The sequence below is a fragment of the Streptomyces sp. NPDC055140 genome (assembly GCF_053607285.1).
The window spans coordinates 1-16,858 of record NZ_JBSGTG010000059.1; the positions used below are offsets into that span (position 1 = coordinate 1).

Genomic DNA, 16,858 nt, shown 5'->3' on the forward strand with positions numbered 1-16,858 from the left:
AACATTCGCGCCGGAGTGGAGGGCATCATCTCCCAGGCAATCCGGCGCACCCGCATCCGCCGGACCCGCTACACGGGCCTGCCCAAGACCCGCCTCGGACACATCTTCGCCGCCACCGCCATCAACATCATCAGACTCGACGCCTGGCTCAGCGAAACACCCCTCGGCGGAACCCGCACCTCACACCTCACCCGACTCCAACTCGCCGCCTAACGACAAGATCGCACCCACCGGTTTACGCATTTCCCAACGGAGTCCTGAAGCCCCGGGGTTCCTCGCAAGAGCCCGCTGAAGACAGGCCCTAGGGGCCGATCCCCTACAACACCCCGACATCACATGGCAGTTGCTCCGGGTCCGCACCAGGGGTGGAGCCCGCCTCACCGACGATCCGCAGGCGTCCGCGCAGCCGCAGGATGATCACATCAATCGTCCACACCAGGAGCAGCAGATGCAGACGCGCAGCCGTACCCTCACCACCGTGGCCGCAGCCCTCGTCCTCGGCCTGACGGCCGGACCGCTCGCCGCCCCCGCCTTCGCCTCCCCCGCCGGGTCCGCCATGGCCGTTCACGCCACCACCGGCCCGGACGCCGGGGCCCTGCGCGCCGCGCTCGCCGGGCTGCCGGGCTCCGACGCGACGGCCGCGCTCGTACGGGTCGGCGGCAGCGACGGGACATGGCGCGGGAGCGCCGGGGTTCACGATCTCGCGAGCGGCCGGAAGGCGGACCCGAACGCGCTCTTCCGTGCCGGTTCGACGACGAAGGTGGTCACGGCGGCGGTGGTGCTGCAACTCGCGGCGGAGGACAAGGTCGACCTGGGCGCCCCGGTGCAGCACTATCTCCCCGGGCTCCTGTCGTCCGCCTTCAAGCCCGTCACCGTACGGCAGTTGCTGAACCACACCAGCGGGATCCAGGCGGGCGACGGCTTCGGCGACTCCTTCGAGGACGCGTACGCGCATCGCTTCGACACGCTCACGCCGAAGCAGGTCGTCGCCTCGGCGGTGGCGAAGGGCCCGGAGTTCGACCCGGGCGAGCAGCAGGACTACCTGAACATCAACTACACGATCCTCGGCATGCTGATCGAGAAGGTTACGGGACACTCGTACGCCGGCGAGGCCGCCCGGCGCGTACTCCGCCCCGCCGGAATGCACCACACGTACTTCCCCGGCACCGACCCCCGCATCCACGGACCGCACAACCACGGCTACCAGGCGGTGAAGCAGGCGGACGGCACGACGAAGTTCGTCGACGTCACCGAGTGGAACCAGGCGGACCGCTGGGCGGCGGGCGACATGATCTCCACGACGGCGGACCTGGAGCGGCTGATCACCCACCTCTTCCGGGGCGAGATCGTCCCGAAGCCGCAGCTGGAGGAGATGTTCACCGTCCCCTCGAACATCGAGGGTGCCGACATGAGCGCCGGGCTCCAGCGCTTCGAGTACGGCGGCAAGGTGTACTGGCTCAAGTCGGGCGCCCGCTACGGCTACAGCGCGGTCGGCGTGGCCACCCGCGACCTCTCCCGCACCCTCGTCTACTCGGTCAACTCCACGGACGCGAAGGGCGAGTCGATGAATCCGGTGGCCCAGCGGATCGCGCTGGCGGCGCTCAAGTAGCCATGGCAAGCGGCACAGGCGAGGTGAGCGCCTCCAGCCGCTTGATCTTCCTGCGGACGACGTACAGCGGGATCGCCCCGAGGACCCCGAAGGACATGTCGATGACCGACCACCAGAAGGGGATGCCGCGGATCGGTCCGCAGATCAGGGCGAGCGGGACGATGCCGGCGCAGGCGATCATGGCGAACTCGACGACCCAGATGTTGCGGACCGGGTCGCGGTAGGGCCCGTAGAAGGCGACGGCGATCACGAGGTGCGCGAACGCCAGCCAGTCCGTGCCGTACAGCAGGAAGGGGTACTCCTCGTCGGCGACGTCGATCCCGTGCCGTACGTGCTCGATCCAGTCCATGAGCGCGGGCAGGTGCTCCGGCACGGACAAGGACCTCAACAGATCCTCGGTCCAGTGCAGTTCGTGCACCAGGGGGAAGGCCGTCGCCCCGCTCAGCACGAGGCAGACGACGAAGAGGACCAGCCACGCACGGATGCCCTTGAGAAGGGCGACTCTGTCACCACTGTCGCTCATGGCAGGAGCGTACGCCCTACTTGAACGTGTTCAAAACTCGCCCTCGTGCGACCAGGATCGATAGTTGGCGCCAGGCAACGTTCGTGACCTGCTCTGATGCCAACTTGATTCGCCGACTGGAAGCGCGGTCCTTGGAGAGGTTGCTGGAGATCAAAATCGAGGCCACAGAGGCCCGCCGGCTCGCCGCCCGCCTGCGGTTCGCCTGCCTGCCCGAACCCTGACCCCTCGAGTTGTCTGGGGCAGCGGTGAAGGATCCTTGCAAAGTCGCTGTTCAGGAAACCGCGGACGCGTCCGGAAGGCGGCTGAGGTTCACCCCTTGCTCAGCTGGAGGTAAGGCGCTGCCCTGACGGCGTGGGGCATCCGTAGGATCACGTCATGACTGCCGATGCCCCGCTCAGCCGAGCGTCGTTCCGACGCCTCCATCCGATCAACACGCCCAGATCGGTGCCTCAGTTGCCCGATCGCGTCTGGACTGACGAGGACTGGGACCGGATCCGGCGCGGTTATCGAGCCCGGGGCATGGATGAGAAGTGGAACGTCTTCGCCGAAGCCGATGTCGTTTTCATGCACCGGAGTTGGACTGGTCGCGGCGTCTATGAGGCGTCCTTTGGCCCTGTGGCTGGTGGCGGGAGGAGGATTGCCTCTGCCGTGGTGGAGGCCGATGGGGAGCGCTATCGGAGCAGGGGCGATGACTACGACCGTCTGATGATGGAGCTGATCATCAGCGCGATCGTCCTTGGCGAGCCGGCCACCGACCTCCGAGCCGGACTCGTGGAGCTGACCGCTCGGGCTTCGGGAAAGAGCGATCTTCCCTCGGGTGTGGTGGAGCACAGTGCTCTGGGATTGCGTTCTGGATCATGAGCTCTGGAGCCAGGTGAGTGCTGTCACGGTCTCGGATTATGTGATTGGATCACGCGCTGCAAGCACAGGATCTCGCCGTGTGCCGCGGCCAGTCGTCGTTCGAGCTCTTGGACGCGCTCTCGGTGGGTGGTGCGCTCACGGCGGAGGGCTTCGGTAAGGGTATGAATCACGGTGCCGTCGTCAGCTGAGGGTGCCTGCGGGGAGACTGATTCTCGGTCCGTTGCTGACCTGTCCCGCTCGAAAACACGATTCTGGGCCTGCCCTGGAAAGTTCCCCTGCCAAAGGACTGGCCCGTACAGCAGCTGCGACGATTCTTCGATGCCGCTGTCCATCTCACCGCGCTGGTCCGGAACCTGATCAAGGTGTCTGCTGCCGTTCTGCGCGGCCGTGTGGCCAAGGACGCGGAAGTTCTGGCGTTGCGGCACGAGAACGCGGTGCTGCGGCGCCAGATCGCCCGGGTCCGTCACGAGCCCGCGGACCGAATCTGGTTCGCCGCGCTCTCCCGGTCGGTCCCGCGCAAGCGCTGGCGCCAGGTGTTCGCGGTCACGCCCACCACGCTGCCGGCCTGGCATCGGCGACTCGCCGCCCGGAAGCGGACGCATCCTCAACGCAGCCGCCCAGGACGGCCCTCCACCGCGCCCTCCGTCAAGCAACTCATCCTGCGCCTGGCGAAGGAAAACCACACCTGGGGCCACCGCCGGATCCAGGGCGAACTCGCCCGCCTCGACCGCCCAATCGCTCCATCCACGATTTGGGAGATCCTGCGCGCCGCGGACATCGACCCCGCCCCGCAGCACTCCGGCCCAACTTGGCGTGAATTCCTCACCGCCCAGGCATCCTCGCCGCCGACTTCCTGCACCTCGACTGCGCCGTCACCCTCAAGCGCCCGTACGCCCTGGTCTTCATCGAGCACGACACCCGCCGCATCCACCTCGCCGGCGTCACCGCCCACCCCACCGCCCCATCGACCGTTCAAGGCGCGGAACCTCGCCATGGCACTGGGGTGCCGCATGGACTCGCTGCGCTTCCTTTTGCGGGACCGGGACAGCAAGTACACCAGCGCCTTCGACGCCGTCTTCGAAGCCGACGACGTGAAGGTCCTTCTCAGCCCACCACGGGCGCCCAAAGCGAACGCGATCTGCGGGAGAGTCGTGGGCACCCTCCGCCGCGAGCTCCTCGACCACATGCTGACCTACAACGAGGCCCATGCCGTGAAGGTGCCGACCGAGTACATCCAGCACTACGACCAGCACCGGCCGCACCGATCCCGGCAGCAACTGCCCCCGGACAGCACCGAATCGTCCGCCCCAGCCACCGTCACCGACCTCCAGAACCACAGGATTCGACGACAACCCATCCTCGGAACTCTGATCAACGAGTATCACCGCGCCGCCTGACCGAACGGCATCGCCGCAGCTCACAGCACCGAATCGTATTTCCGAGCAGGACAGGGCCGTCGAAGGTTCCACTTCATCGTATGGGACATGGCCGCCCCCACCGACTGAGCTGAGCCTGCCGCCGCCCATGCAGCGGCTGCGCACGCAAAGGCCCTCACACGGATTTGGCTTCTGCCTGCTCACTTTTCGTCTCTGGCCGCGTTACGTGCTCGTTGACGCGCTTGCCGAGCAGGACGAACAGCAGAGCGTGGACGGGTCTTCCGGCAAGCGCAGGGTGGATCCAACCGCTCGGCGCCAGGCGGCGGACCAGAACCGGCCAGGTCAGGTTGTCGTCACGGTTGAGTCGGACCACCATCCATTCCCTGAAGCCGGTATGCATGCACCCGGAGGTGCCGGCGTCCAGACCGAGGATGAAGGCGGTAGCCGTGGCGAAGATGCATCGAGGCCATGCCTGACCGGTTCCCGGCGAACGGCGGTCACGAGGCCCCTGGTGGTGCTTGAACGCGCCAACATGGAGGGTCTGTTGGGATTCGGTCAGGGGGCATCGGACGTGCTTCGGGGATGGCTGGTCATGCTGTCCTTGCCTTCCCAGCCTTGCCCGGGGTGAAGGAGTTCGCCGCAGTCGTGGCAGCGGACGCGTCAGACGCAGGTGGCGGCAGGGGCGCGAGCTCCAGCCCGACGGCATGGGCGGGTCGCTACGCCAGGCGATTGTCGCTCCCCACGGTGACCACTCATTGGTCGACTGGCAGAGCAACACCCCCACAGTTGCTGGCCTGTTCAAGGAATCTGCGATGCACAGTACAGGGACTTCAGGTGAATATCGGAACAATCGGTGGAACAGTAGTAGATTCCGCTGACGGCGGCATCGCTCCTGCGGGCCCCTTGCAGCGACCCGACTCTTCGTCATCAACAGCCCAGCGAAAGGCCGCCCATGAAGCGAACGTTCACGTTAATCACCGCACTGGTCGTCACCGCGCTCTCGCTGACAACGGCGCAGGCCGCGGTCAAGAAGGCCAAGCCCCCGCTCAGTTGCGAGTCTCGGACGTTCACCTCCAGCCCGGGCCCGCGCTTCAACGACCCGGAGGACCCCGCCGCCCAGATGAAGATCATGGGCCCGATCATCGAATCGATCAACAGCGCCAGTTGCGGGCAGACCATTCGCGTCTCCATGTACTCGATCAGCAACGCACAGCCGGGCCCGGACTTCGCCAACGCCCTGATCGCGGCGCACCAGCGCGGCGTCATCGTCAAGGCGCTGATGGACGCCCACAGCGACAATGCGATCTGGCAGTCGATGGTCACCGAGTTGGGCAACGACCCGCGAGCCTCCAGCTTCGCCGCGCTGTGCCCGGGCGGCTGCCTGACCCACTACGCCGGCTCCTCCCTGCACGCGAAGTACTACATGCTCAGCGGCGGGAGCGACGTGAACAGAACGGTGACCGTCAGCAGCGCCAACCCCACCGCTGCTCAGGCCAGCACGGCGTGGAACAGCAGCGCCACCGTCAAGGGCAACGTCGACCTGTACAACTCCTACGTCAGCTACTTCACCGCCATGGCCAAGGGGGCGCTCAATGGCCCGGGCCCGCTGGCGCCCGACTACTACAGCTCCACCAGCGCCACGGCCGCCAGGAAACTGTCCCCGCCCTCCTATCAGTGGCCCAAGGCGCGCGCCAAGAGCGATACCTGGGTCGACTTCCTGGGCAACATCAAGGCGCCGGCCACGATCAACATCGCCATGTTCCAGTGGACCTCTCACGGGGAGCCGGGCGACCGGAACTATCTGGAACTGCCGAAGAAGCTGGTGAGCCTGGCACAAACCGGCGTCAAGATCCACATTCTTATCACCGCCGGCCAGGTCGACGGCAGCGTGCAGAACTACCTGAAGAACCGGCCGAATATCGACGTGCACGACACCACCCGCGGCACCGACGCGAACGGCAACGCCCTGCACTACACGCACAACAAGTACATGATGGTCAGCGGCAATTACGCGGGGGCCGCCAACTCCAGGCTCGTGTTCGTCGGCTCCTCGAACTGGACGAGCAACGGCGTCTGGCACAACGACGAGACGGACCTGAAGCTGACCGGCGGCTCCAGCTACGACACGTTCATGACGGACTGGCAAAGCCAGTACGACCGCTGCTGCGGGACCGCGGAGCGGCAGTCGATCGCCGAGAAGCGCGCCGAGAATACGGCACGAGAGATTCCGATCGATCCGAGGCAGGTCCAGGAATAGGCATTCCCGGTCCGAACAGTGCCGGCGAGCTCCAACCTGGCTCTTCTAGAAGGTAGTTGGGTTGAGTGGCGTCCGGACGTGAAGATGCTCCTGGTGGACGAGGTCACGACCAAGGTCGCCTGTCCACCAGGAGCTTCCGCGTACTTGTCTGTCCAGCCGGCGTCGACCGTCCACCTCGGCTCTGCGCTTCCTCGCCTGTGAGCTCGCCGCACGTTCGCCGGGAACAGGGAACGCGCTGAGCGTCGGCTGTCCGCCGGACGGCAGGCGCTGCTGGTTCTGGCCCATCTGCGCTGCGGTCACACCTACGCCCAACTGAGCGCCGGGTTCGCCGTGGACATCACCATCGCCTACCGGTACGTCGCCGAGACCGGGATCGTTCGTGATCCCAACCGCGGCCGCTGGGACAGGCTCTCCCCAGGGCAGAAGTCTTGGCGTCACGTCACGAGAACGCGATGGTGCGCCGCCAGATCGCCCGAGTCCGCTACGTGCCTGCCGAGCGGAAGACCAAGTGCGGCAGGATCAGCATAGGGAACCAACGAGGCTCCTGTGCCGGTGTGTTGAGACGTCGAACACCTCCCTCAACGGCACGGGAGCCTCGTGCGTCGCGGCCCGTCTGCCTACCCCGCCACTGTCACCCGATCGATGGCCCCGCTGAAAAGGCTCAGTGAGGCGGAGTGCCTGGATCGTTCGGTTCGGACTGCTCGGGGGGTGCGTCGAGGGCTTGGAGGTCCCCGACTGGCACGGGCTTGATCGGCAGGTGAGCGGAGAAGCGTCCGCCGAGTCCGATCGGTTGCTTGCGTGCCGTCGCGAGGATCGCGCCGACGCTGTTCTCGCAGTAGCGCCCCTGGCAGGGGCCCATGCCGGTACGGCAGGAGAGCTTGACCGCGTTGACGCTGCTGACGAACGGGGACGATTCGAGGAAGTCGTCGAGGGCGTCGCGGGTGACCAGTTCACATCGGCAGATGGTGGTCTCCCGTGTGGCGAGGTCACCGAGTGCTTCCCGGGCCGGCTCGAACATTCGCTGCACCACGGTGGAGAACTGGGTCGCCTTGCGGATGTGCCGTTCCGCTTCGGTGAATGCCGCCCGAGGCACGGCGCATCCGAGGCTGACGGCAGCGCCGAGAGCCGCGAGTGCGCCTTCGGCGCGGGACTGGTCGGCGCCGGCGACGCCTGTGGGCTCACCGGCGACGAACACGTGGGGGACGGATGTCTGAAGTCGTTCGTCGTGTGCGACCACCCAGCCGCCTCGCGGCGAGTCGTACACGAGGTCGCATCCGATCTGACGGGCGAGTTCCGTCGATGCGGAGAAGCCGTACCCGAGAACCAGGTGGGAGGCGGGGACCTGGCGGGGGGTGCCGGTGACCTTCCACTGCCGGTTCACCCGGGCGAGCTCGACTCGGGAGACGCGATCGGTGCCGTGGGCGGCCGTCACGATGGTCCGGGGTGAGACTCGGATGCCCTTGCGGGTCAGTCGAGCCAGGATCGCGCCTGTTTCCGCGAGCATCCGCAGGTGGCCGGGCACGGCTCCGAGGGCGTGCAGCATCTCCGCTGGTGTCGGGATGCTCTGGGCGAAGGCGACTTCGCGGACGGGTACGCCGTCGCGGACGAGGAGGTCGGCCACGAGCAGGAGCAGGGGGTGTGCCCCGGCCAGTACGACGTCGCCGACGGGTGCGATCTTCTGTGCCTTCACGAGGGTCTGGACTCCGCCGGCGGTCATGACGCCGGGCAGTGTCCAGCCGGGGAAGGCCACGGGAAGGTCGTAGGCGCCGGTGGCGATCAGCAGCCGTCGCGCGCCCAGCACGCGAGTCCCGTGCTCCGGGTGGTTGATCGCTACGCGCAGGCAGTCGGGCTCGGTGTCGTCGCTCAGCACGCCGATCGCCGACCAGCCGAACTCCGTCGTCAGCCGGGTGTCCGTCTCGAAGCGGCGGATGAGGTCGGTGGCCCAGCCGTAGCCCGCGGTGGGGTGCAGGAGGCTTCCGGAGAAATCCTCGGGTGGCTGGCGGAAAATCTGGCCGCCTGCTCGCTGCTGCTCGTCGACGACGACGACGGTCAGGCCGTTATCGGCTGCGGTGAGTGCCGCGGACATGCCCGCTGGGCCTGCGCCGACGATCGCGAGATCGAACATCACAGCCTCCCGGAGGTCTCGATGGTCAGGCCTTCGCGGGCCGGGGTGAGGCAGGTGCGCGTCAGGGGGCGGCCGTCGACCGTGGCGACGCACTCGAAGCACGTTCCCATGTTGCACAGTGGCGCTCGGGGAGCTCCGGTGCGGTCGCGTTCGAAGGTGGTTCCTGTGGCCAGCATGGCTGTGGCCACGGTCTCGCCCGCGCAGGCGTGAACGGGCTCGCCGTCCACGGTGAAGGTCACGGCAGCTCCGCGTGCTTGCGCGGTGCGGCGCCAGGCATCGCTCCGGGACATCAGGCGCTCCTTTCGTGGAAGCGGGCCGGGTCGTACGGCGCGAGGTCGACATCAGACGAGTGCCCGGAAATGAGGGCGGTCAGCACCCGTGCGAAGCTCGGTCCGAGCGTGAACGCGGATCCGCCGGTGGCGACGAATACTCCCGGGGCGCCCTTGACCGCTCCGACGAGCGGGAGCTGGTCGGGGGCCACCGTGGTGGTGCCGACCCAACTGCGCACGGCGGGTATCCGGTCCAGCGCGGGGACGGTCTTCACGGCCGCGCGCGCGTTGCCCGCGATCGACTGCGGAATGAGCTGGTGCTTGCGGTCGAACGCCGGGGAGCCGTCCGCGTCCCGCATCAGCCGCGCGGGCCACCCGCCGCCGATGAGGACCGTGCTGTCGAGTGACTGCTTGAGCGACAGGCGCGCGCCGGCGTGCTGGACGAGATGGGGGATGAACCGGGGGACCTTCGAGGTGACCGTCATGGTGAGGGCCAGCGGGACGGTGGGCAGGTCGGCGTCGAAGACCCGGCCGAGTTCGGTCGTCCACACTCCGGCGGCGAGCACGACCGCGGCGGCACGGACGGTGTGGGTCCTCTCCTCCCCCGTAGCGGACGTCTCCCGGAGGGAAAGGTCCCATCCGGCCGGTACGCGGTGCGCGCCGACCAGTTGGGAGCGTGTGCGCACGGTGGCTCCGGCGGCGACGGCCGCGCGGGCGACGGCCGGAGCGGCGATGCGGGCGTCGGCCTTGCCCTCCAGCGGGCTGAGATTGGCCGCGACGATGGCCGGTGAGAGGTAGGGCGCGACGACATCGAGCTCGGAGCGGTCGAGTGTGCGCACGTCGAGGCCCCAGGAGCGTTCCAGCTCCGCCTTGAACTCGAGCATCCCGACCTGGTCGGCGTTCTCGGCGACCATGAGGCCGCCGGTCTGGCGCACGCCGAGCGGTTCGCCGATCTCGTCCTCCATGCGTGTCCACATCGCGGCGGCGTCGAGGTGGAGCGGCATCGCTTCCGCTGCGACGCGCGCGGCTTCCTCGCCTGACTCGACCATGCGGTATTCGAGCTGGAAGTGCAGGCTTCCGGCGTTCTGGCCCGAGGCGTGCTGGTTCACCTGGTCCTTGTCGACCAGGAGCACCCGCGCGCCGTCGCGGGCGGCCATCCATGCCGTGAGGCAGCCGAGCAGGCCGCCCCCGACAACAGCGACGTCGTAGTGGTCAGACATGGGCGAGGGGGACCGTCTCGATGCCGAGCTGGTGCAGGGTCGCCTCGACCCGGGCGACCTCCTCGGGGGTGAGTTCGAGCAGCGGCGCCCGTACGAATCCCGCGGGGATGCCGCGCAGCCGCAGCGCGGTCTTGATGATCGCCTGCTGGTTGCCGAACTGCACGCCGTAGTCGGGACGGAACCAGGCGCTCATGTAGACGCGGTCCTTCGCTCCCAGTCGAATGGCGCGTTCACGGTCCCCGGTGTCGACGGCGTTCCAGAAGTCGGCCTGGTCGCGTCCGAGGATGCCGCCCGTTCCCATCAGGCCGTCGCCGTGGCCGAGGATCGCGAGGTCGGCGCCGAGTGCGTTGGTGGGCACGCCGAAGTAGCGGACCTGGTCTTCCAGCGCGTACATCCCGGCGAGGAAGCTCGCGAAATCTCCTGTCGAGTTCTTGATCGCGACGACGTTCTCGATCTGTGCGAGCTCGGTCAGCAGGTCCACGTCCATGTCCACGACGCAGCCACGTGGCCAGTTGTACACGGTCATCGGGATGTCGGTGGCGTCGCTCACCGCCCGGTAGAACGCGATGATCTCCTTCCGGTTGGGCACGATGTAGGGCGGCGGGGTGAGGAGAATGCCGTCGAGGCCCGCTGCCTCGGCCGCGCGGGCGTGGGTGATCGCCTCGTGCGGGGTGAATGCGTTGCAGGCGCCGAGGACCGGGAAGGTGTTGGTACGGTGCTCGGCGCCTGCCGCGAACAGCTGTGCGCGCTCCTCTGTCGACATGGAGAACCACTCGCCGCTGGTACCGGCCAGGATCGCGCCCTGGATACCTTCCTTGACGAGCCAGTCCACCTGTACGTGCAGCGCGTCGGTGTCGAGCACGCCCTCACGGGTGAACGGTGTGGTGATGGCGGGGATGTAGCCACGCCAGTTGACAGTGTTGCGATCCATGAGGGCTGCTCCGACTACTGCTTGCTACTGCCTGTGCAGGGTGTGTGCTGGGGGGTGTCGCTCAGACCAGGGCCGGTGCGGGCTCGGTCCTGGGCTCGGGCTGCTTCAGTTCGACGCCGTCCGCGCCCTCGAAGCGGCGACCCCATCCGGTCGCCGCTGCCACGACCATGACGACGGTGAGGATGAGCGGGTAGAGCATGGCGACGAAGATCTCGGTGGTGGTCAGGGCCGGGGCGCCCTTGATGCCGGTCGTGAGCTGCGCGCCGATGAACAGGTACGCGCTGAGGACAGGGACGATGGCGGCGATGCCCATCGCGAAGCAGTCCATGACGACCGCCCTGCGGTAGGGGTGCAGGTCGACGCGGGCGCCGATCTCGTCGGCGACGGGGCCGAAGGTGAGCATCGCGGCCGAGTTCACGCCGCCGAACAGCAGGGTGGTGGCCGAGATCCCGATGCCGATCGCGAACTCCGCGCCGCGGGGGGTACGGGACAGGCGACCGTTGGTCAGCGCGCTCACCAGCCAGTCGAGGACGCCGGCGGCGGTGAGTACGCCCATGATGCCGAAGACGGCCACCACGAGGGCGATCACGCTGAGCATGTTGGAGACGCCCTGTACGAGGAATCCGGTGGGGGCTCCGTCGGTGACGCCGATGATGCCGGAGACAGTGAGCAGGCCCGAGGCGAGGCCGGTGATGATGCCCGTGCCCAGTCCGACCGTGACCGCCTTGAAGATGTCACGGGTGAGCAGCGCCACGGTGAGCATGAGCGCGACGGGGATGAGCATCACCAGGGCGCGGGGGTTGGAGGCGTGCTCCAGCAGCTGCTGGGAGTGCGCGGAGCTGGTGGCGTGGCCCGAGGCTCCGAGCAGGAAGAACCCTATGGCTGCGAAGCCCGCCGTGGTGAAGGCGAAGCGGGCACGGTTGCGCACGACCCCGGCGATGTCGGCGGTGCCGGCCTTGCGGCGGAACGTCTGCGTCGACGACGAGATGACGGTGGTGTCGGAGATCGGGGCCACGTTGTCGCCGAAGATCGCACCAGAGATGATCGCGGCGGCGAGGAGGGCGGGCTGGGCCCCGAGGAGCACACCGGCCGGGTAGAAGATCGGGAACGCCGTGAACATGGTGCCGATGGACGAGGCTGTCGACATCGAGATGATGCACACCGCGACGAACGTGAAGAGGGTGAAGGTGCCCCCGTGGACGCCGAGGAGGTCGGCGAGCCACACGAAGCCGCCCGAGACGTTGGTCGCCTTGATCAGCGCGGACATCATCCCCACGCAGAAGAGGATCATCACGATGGTCACCGCGGTGGGTGACCCGATCCCTCGTGTCACGGCGGACCAGTAGGAGCCGTACGACTTGGCGACCAGCGCGCCGACGAGCAGGGCGACGACACCGCCTGTGGCGAGCGCCGTCATGTCGAACGCCTTGAAGACGACGAAGAAGACTACGCAGAACCCGAGGAACACGACGACTGGCACGAACGCCAGCGCCCTTCCTCCTCGGAAGTGCAAATCCTTGTCGGTGGTCATGACAGGGGCCCTCTCTCCACGACGCTGGGGAGACCCAGGCGTGCACTTATTTACGTTGGTACACAAAAGTGCACGATGGCTCGCGTGTCAACTGTCGAGCCACCAGCAAAAACGCATGGACGCATCACATGTGCGCCATGACACTCGTACACAAGAGTGCGCACGCCTGGGCTAGGCTGAACCCCGTGATGGGAGACCAGCTACACACCCTGCGGACGGAAGCAGGACTCAGCCTGCGCGACCTCGCGGCCCAGACCGGCCTCTCCGCGACCCTGCTCAGCCAGGTCGAGCGGGGGGTCCGGGAACCAAGCCTGAAAACCCTCCGCGCCCTGAGCACGGTGTTCGGCCCGTCGACCGCCTCGCTCTTCCACGGAAACGGCCCACTCACGGCTCATCACAGCCGCCCTCACGAGCGATCCCGCCTGCTCATGCCCAAAGGCCTGGTGCAGTACGAACGCCTGACTCCGAGCAACGGCCAGCTCGAAGTGCTCCTCGGCACCCTCGAACCGGGCCAGGCCTCCGGCGACGAGCCGTGGGGCCACACCGCGGTCGAGTGCGCCTACGTCATCAGCGGCACGCTCACCGTCCACCTCGCCGACCAGCGTCACGAGGTGCACGCCGGGGAGGCCCTGACCTTCGATGCCGCGCTGCCGCACCGCTACACCAACGATACAAGCGAGCCCACGACCTACCTGGCGTCTGTGACGCCCCCCACGCCCTAACTGACCGATTCAGAACCTGTGGGGTTCCAGAACAGGGGCGTCGTGTTGACCTGCAGATCTGCGCTGCCCTTTCGTACTCGTTGATGAGTCCGCCGAGGACTTGGCGGCGCTTGATCCTCTCGTGGGTGAGGTCGGCGGTGGGGTGGTCGGGCCGCGGCGGGTGCAGTTGTTGTCCCCGGTGCGGTCTTCGCCCCTTGTAGTGCTGGGCGTACTCGTCCAGCACGGTGGGCAGGTGGCGCTGACCGAAGATGAGCATCCGGTCGGTGACCTCCGAGCGGACGGTGTGCACGAACCGCTCCGCGTACGCATTGACTTGCGGACAGCGCGGAGGGATCTTCACGACACCATCGCTACTGGTCATAGAGCCAGGCCGAGTTCTGGAACCCCACAGGGGTCGTCAGTTCCGTGAGCGATCATGAAACGGCGTGATCGCTCACAGGTTTCCGGTCGTGGGGTGCCAGACGGATCATAGAAGGGAGCCCGGACTCCGGTCGGGGCTGCGCCACCTGTCTCCTGTCGGGGGTGATGGCGATGAAGGGTTTGATCCGGATCGGGAGTGTGCGGGGAGTGGCAGTGCGGGCGCACTGGAGCGTGCCGTTGATCATGCTGCTCTTCGCGTACGGTCTGGCCGGTCGGACGCTGCCTGCGTACGCGCCGGGCTGGGCGCCGGTGGTGTACGCGGTCGCCGGAGTGGTCGGTGCTCTGCTGTTGCTGGCGAGTCTGGTGGTGCATGAGGCGGCGCATGCGCTGACGGCCCGCCGATCCGGGATACCGGTGCGGGACGTGACGCTGTGGGCACTCGGTGGAATGACCCGGATGGACCGGCCGACGACAGCGCGGGCGGCATTCGCGGTCGCCGTCAGCGGTCCGCTGGCCAGCCTGCTGCTCGGCGGGGCCACCATCGCAGGCGCGGTGGGCGTACATGCGGTGCTGGGCTGGCGGATGCCGGTTGCCCTGCTGGGCTGGCTGGGTGGCATGAACGTGCTGCTGGGCGTCTTCAACCTGTTGCCGGCCACGCCGCTGGACGGGGGCCGGGTGCTCCAGGCCGTGTTGTGGTGGCGTACGCGGGACCGCGAGCGGGCCCAGCGGGCGGCCGGGCGCAGCGGACAGGTCATCGGCATGGTGCTGGCCGTGCTGGGCTGGTTGGCGTTCGTGCGAGGGGTGTCGGGCGGGCTGTGGCTGATGGTCATCGGCGTGTTCGTGGCGGTCACCGCCGCGGCCGAACGGCGGTGGGCCCAGCTGTCCATGGCCGTGCGCGGCCTGCAGGTGACCCAGGCGATGACCAGCCCGGTGGTCACCGGTCCCGAGTGGCTGACCGTGGACCGCTTCCTGGCCGACGTGGCCACTCAGACGAGGCATTCAGTGTTGGCGCTGGTGGACTTCGAGGGCCGCCCCAGCGGGATCGTGCAGCTGCGCAGGCTGGCTGCCTTGCCGTCCGAGCGGCAGCAGGCGCTGCGGGTACAGGACCTGGCGACCCCGCTGTCCAGCTGCACGCTCGCCGCACCGGACGAGCTGCTGACCGCCGTCCTGGAGCGCCTCGGCTCCGGCGGCGGACTGCCCATCCTGGTCATGGACGGCGGCCGCCTCGGCGGTATCGTCACCGCGCACGACATTCAACGGCTCTACCAGCGGAATCCTGCGGGGCGGGAGAGCGGAGCGGCACCTCCCGGCGGCGGTGGCGGCAGCCGTCCTGGTATCGATCCGTAGCCGTCACGCCCCCCGAGAAGCAGGTCGCGGCGCTATGCGGTCGTGTCATTGCGTACCTGTTGTGGACCGATGCGCCCACCGACGTGATCTGCTGGGTCCACGTCCGACGGGACCCGATGGCGCCGCACACCCTGCTCAACCACGCCCTCTCCCAGTGCCCGCAGATCGAGGCATTCGTCGGCGCTCCGCCAAGGCCCCTGGGGCTGGCCGACCTGCCCCGCACACAGCGCGACGCCTGACGGCGGCCAGTAGAACGAACTGGCTGTTGACAGACGCCCTGCTAGCACGTGGCACAAGCATGGCGAGGGGCAGGAAAACGATGGGTGCGGCGACGTCAGGCAGTGAGTCGGTATGCCGGTCAGGTCTCGATCACGGCATCGCAGTCGGGGCAGACCACGGATGCGTATTCCGCGGGGTACCAGGGCGCTCCAGGGTGCTCGGAGCGCTTCCGGGCTGTCTCCATCGCGAAGGTGTCCCTGCCACACAGGGTCCTCGGTCCCGTCGGGGTGGGCGCCCCTGGGGTGGCGGGCGCTGCGTGCACCTTGCGGATGTGCCCTTCCTCACCGCTCGGTGTATCCGGGGAGGAACGCGTGGCCACCTGCTTGTCGAGCTCGTAGACGACAACGATCTCGCTCATGTCTCTACCGTAGGCGGTCGCGAGGCCGAACCGCCAGCAGCCTCGGGCCGGTGGCTGCGATCGGCAAGGCGGGGCTCTCGTGCTTGGGCCGCCCTCGGCGGCTATCCGGGCCCGTCGGCCGGTTCGAGCCTGCCGACCACGAACTCCACTCGGATCTCGTCGGCCAGCCGACAACGCGCCCAGGCGACGGCACCGCCTGGTCGCCTTGGGCCATCATGCCGCGGTCGCTGACCACGGCTGCGAGCGGGTGACCTGGGCGGATGAATTATCGGCAGGCGCAGGTCGGCCGGTGCGGACGGTTGTCTGGCGCCGATCGCGGCGGATGAGGCGGCGGTGCCAGGGAGCAGGGTGGCGGGGAGCCGCCATCGAGCACGCCACCAGAAGATCGGAACTGATCACGCTCGTCCTCCTGTTCGACGCTCGCGCCCAAGTTCGGCCTCTCGCGCCCGCCAATGACCGTTGGACGCGTGGGGCGGAGGCCGGGCGGGAGGCGAGCCGTGATGCTCCGCATCGGCAGGCCAGAGGAACACCTCCCTGCTCCGCAGGGAGGGACATCGCGACGCTCCGCGTCGCGATGTCCAGACTCGCTTCACCACCGGGCTGAGCCTCGATGCACTGCGAATCAATCCCGGTAGCCGTCTCCGCGTCACCGGCTCCTCTGCCTTCCCGGGTCTCGGGACCCGGCGCAGCGCAGCGTTCAGTACTGCTCGGTCTCCACGAAACCCGCGTCCGCGTCGTTGTCCCCGCCGAAGGCGTCAGCGGCGGCGGTCGGGTCGAATCCGGGAGGCGAGTCCTTGAGTCCGAGGCCCATACCGGCCAGCTTCGCCTTGACCTCGTCGATCGACTTCGCACCGAAGTTGCGGATGTCCAGGAGGTCCGCCTCGGAACGGGCCACGAGCTCACCCACGGAGTGGACGCCCTCGCGCTTGAGGCAGTTGTACGACCGAACGGTGAGGTCCAGCTCCTCGATCGGCAGTACCAGATCGGCAGCGAGCGCGGCGTCCGTGGGGGACGGGCCCATGTCGATGCCCTCGGCGTCGATGTTCAGCTCGCGGGCGAGACCGAACAGCTCGACCAGGGTCTTACCGGC

General features: G+C 67.9%; 17 protein-coding genes and 2 pseudogenes. 9 read left to right on the plus strand and 10 right to left on the minus strand.

All coding sequences use genetic code 11. The features are described 5' to 3' along the window. Nucleotides 1-213 (plus strand): transposase (locus ACWFR4_RS45560; RefSeq protein WP_453657500.1); only part of this gene is annotated, 213 nt, incomplete at its 5' end. 235 nt (nucleotides 214-448) lie between these two features. Beyond that, nucleotides 449-1,609 carry a serine hydrolase domain-containing protein gene (locus ACWFR4_RS45565; RefSeq protein ID WP_453657502.1) on the plus strand — a complete coding sequence of 387 codons (1,161 nt, stop codon included), beginning with the start codon at nucleotides 449-451 and terminating at the stop codon, nucleotides 1,607-1,609. On the opposite strand, the gene ACWFR4_RS45570 is transcribed toward ACWFR4_RS45565, so the two are convergent. After that, the gene (locus tag ACWFR4_RS45570; protein WP_453466724.1) at nucleotides 1,602-2,132 is read right to left on the minus strand and encodes a hypothetical protein; all 531 of its coding nucleotides are present in this window, start codon (nucleotides 2,130-2,132) and stop codon (nucleotides 1,602-1,604) included. The two genes, ACWFR4_RS45565 and ACWFR4_RS45570, sit on opposite strands and share 8 nt — an antisense overlap. 375 nt (nucleotides 2,133-2,507) lie before the next feature. Between ACWFR4_RS45570 and ACWFR4_RS45575 the strand changes: the two genes are divergently transcribed. Together ACWFR4_RS45575 and ACWFR4_RS45580 are read left to right on the plus strand one after the other, a co-directional pair. After that, nucleotides 2,508-2,993 (plus strand): hypothetical protein, encoded by a 486-nt coding sequence (locus ACWFR4_RS45575; RefSeq protein ID WP_453466726.1) that lies wholly within the window; start codon nucleotides 2,508-2,510, stop codon nucleotides 2,991-2,993. Nucleotides 2,994-3,355: 362 nt separating this feature from the next. After that, on the plus strand, nucleotides 3,356-4,390 hold the full coding sequence (locus ACWFR4_RS45580; RefSeq protein ID WP_453466728.1) for an integrase core domain-containing protein: 1,035 nt from the start codon (nucleotides 3,356-3,358) through the stop codon (nucleotides 4,388-4,390). A gap of 154 nt (nucleotides 4,391-4,544) precedes the next feature. Here ACWFR4_RS45580 and ACWFR4_RS45585 read toward each other — a convergent pair whose 3' ends face one another. After that, nucleotides 4,545-4,769 (minus strand): hypothetical protein, encoded by a 225-nt coding sequence (locus ACWFR4_RS45585; protein WP_453466732.1) that lies wholly within the window; start codon nucleotides 4,767-4,769, stop codon nucleotides 4,545-4,547. 552 nt (nucleotides 4,770-5,321) lie between these two features. Here ACWFR4_RS45585 and ACWFR4_RS45590 point away from each other — a divergent pair. Together ACWFR4_RS45590 and ACWFR4_RS45595 are read left to right on the plus strand one after the other, a co-directional pair. Next, entirely contained in the window at nucleotides 5,322-6,626 is a 1,305-nt protein-coding gene (locus ACWFR4_RS45590; RefSeq protein WP_453466734.1) for a phospholipase D-like domain-containing protein, read from the plus strand. Nucleotides 6,627-6,745: 119 nt separating this feature from the next. Continuing rightward, nucleotides 6,746-6,992, plus strand: a pseudogene (locus tag ACWFR4_RS45595) (transposase family protein); the annotation flags it as partial. A 295-nt stretch (nucleotides 6,993-7,287) separates the two neighbouring features. On the opposite strand, the gene ACWFR4_RS45600 reads toward ACWFR4_RS45595, so the two are convergent. The 5 genes from ACWFR4_RS45600 to ACWFR4_RS45620 all read right to left on the minus strand — a co-directional run bounded on the left by ACWFR4_RS45600 (nucleotide 7,288) and on the right by ACWFR4_RS45620 (nucleotide 12,702). Beyond that, nucleotides 7,288-8,751 carry an FAD-dependent oxidoreductase gene (locus ACWFR4_RS45600; protein WP_453657504.1) on the minus strand — a complete coding sequence of 488 codons (1,464 nt, stop codon included), beginning with the start codon at nucleotides 8,749-8,751 and terminating at the stop codon, nucleotides 7,288-7,290. Continuing rightward, the gene (locus ACWFR4_RS45605; protein WP_382602766.1) at nucleotides 8,751-9,041 is read right to left on the minus strand and encodes a (2Fe-2S)-binding protein; all 291 of its coding nucleotides are present in this window, start codon (nucleotides 9,039-9,041) and stop codon (nucleotides 8,751-8,753) included. The genes ACWFR4_RS45600 and ACWFR4_RS45605 overlap by 1 nt, the downstream gene beginning before the upstream one ends. Beyond that, a complete protein-coding gene (locus tag ACWFR4_RS45610; protein ID WP_453466738.1) occupies nucleotides 9,041-10,240 on the minus strand; it encodes an NAD(P)/FAD-dependent oxidoreductase in 1,200 nt (399 codons plus the stop codon). The genes ACWFR4_RS45605 and ACWFR4_RS45610 overlap by 1 nt, the downstream gene beginning before the upstream one ends. Further along, nucleotides 10,233-11,171, minus strand: coding sequence for a dihydrodipicolinate synthase family protein (locus ACWFR4_RS45615; protein ID WP_453657506.1), 939 nt, complete (start codon nucleotides 11,169-11,171; stop codon nucleotides 10,233-10,235). The genes ACWFR4_RS45610 and ACWFR4_RS45615 overlap by 8 nt, the downstream gene beginning before the upstream one ends. 61 nt (nucleotides 11,172-11,232) lie before the next feature. Then, complete coding sequence (locus ACWFR4_RS45620) at nucleotides 11,233-12,702, minus strand: Na+/H+ antiporter NhaC family protein (protein WP_326709854.1); 1,470 nt, start codon at nucleotides 12,700-12,702, stop codon at nucleotides 11,233-11,235. Nucleotides 12,703-12,890: 188 nt separating this feature from the next. Between ACWFR4_RS45620 and ACWFR4_RS45625 the strand changes: the two genes are divergently transcribed. Continuing rightward, a complete protein-coding gene (locus tag ACWFR4_RS45625; RefSeq protein WP_453466741.1) occupies nucleotides 12,891-13,424 on the plus strand; it encodes a helix-turn-helix domain-containing protein in 534 nt (177 codons plus the stop codon). 166 nt (nucleotides 13,425-13,590) lie between these two features. Here the strand turns inward: ACWFR4_RS45625 and ACWFR4_RS45630 are convergent. Further along, nucleotides 13,591-13,785: pseudogene (locus tag ACWFR4_RS45630) on the minus strand (integrase core domain-containing protein); the annotation flags it as partial. 170 nt (nucleotides 13,786-13,955) lie between these two features. Between ACWFR4_RS45630 and ACWFR4_RS45635 the strand changes: the two are divergent. Next, nucleotides 13,956-15,131, plus strand: a complete 1,176-nt coding sequence (locus ACWFR4_RS45635) for a site-2 protease family protein (protein ID WP_453657508.1) — start codon at nucleotides 13,956-13,958, stop codon at nucleotides 15,129-15,131. Between the two features lie 59 nt (nucleotides 15,132-15,190). Further along, on the plus strand, nucleotides 15,191-15,370 hold the full coding sequence (locus ACWFR4_RS45640; protein ID WP_453657510.1) for a hypothetical protein: 180 nt from the start codon (nucleotides 15,191-15,193) through the stop codon (nucleotides 15,368-15,370). Nucleotides 15,371-15,489: 119 nt separating this feature from the next. On the opposite strand, the gene ACWFR4_RS45645 is transcribed toward ACWFR4_RS45640, so the two are convergent. Continuing rightward, entirely contained in the window at nucleotides 15,490-15,768 is a 279-nt protein-coding gene (locus ACWFR4_RS45645; protein WP_453657512.1) for a hypothetical protein, read from the minus strand. A 697-nt stretch (nucleotides 15,769-16,465) separates the two neighbouring features. Then, nucleotides 16,466-16,858: DNA-directed RNA polymerase subunit alpha C-terminal domain-containing protein (locus ACWFR4_RS45650; protein WP_453657514.1), on the minus strand; the 393-nt coding region annotated here is incomplete at its 5' end.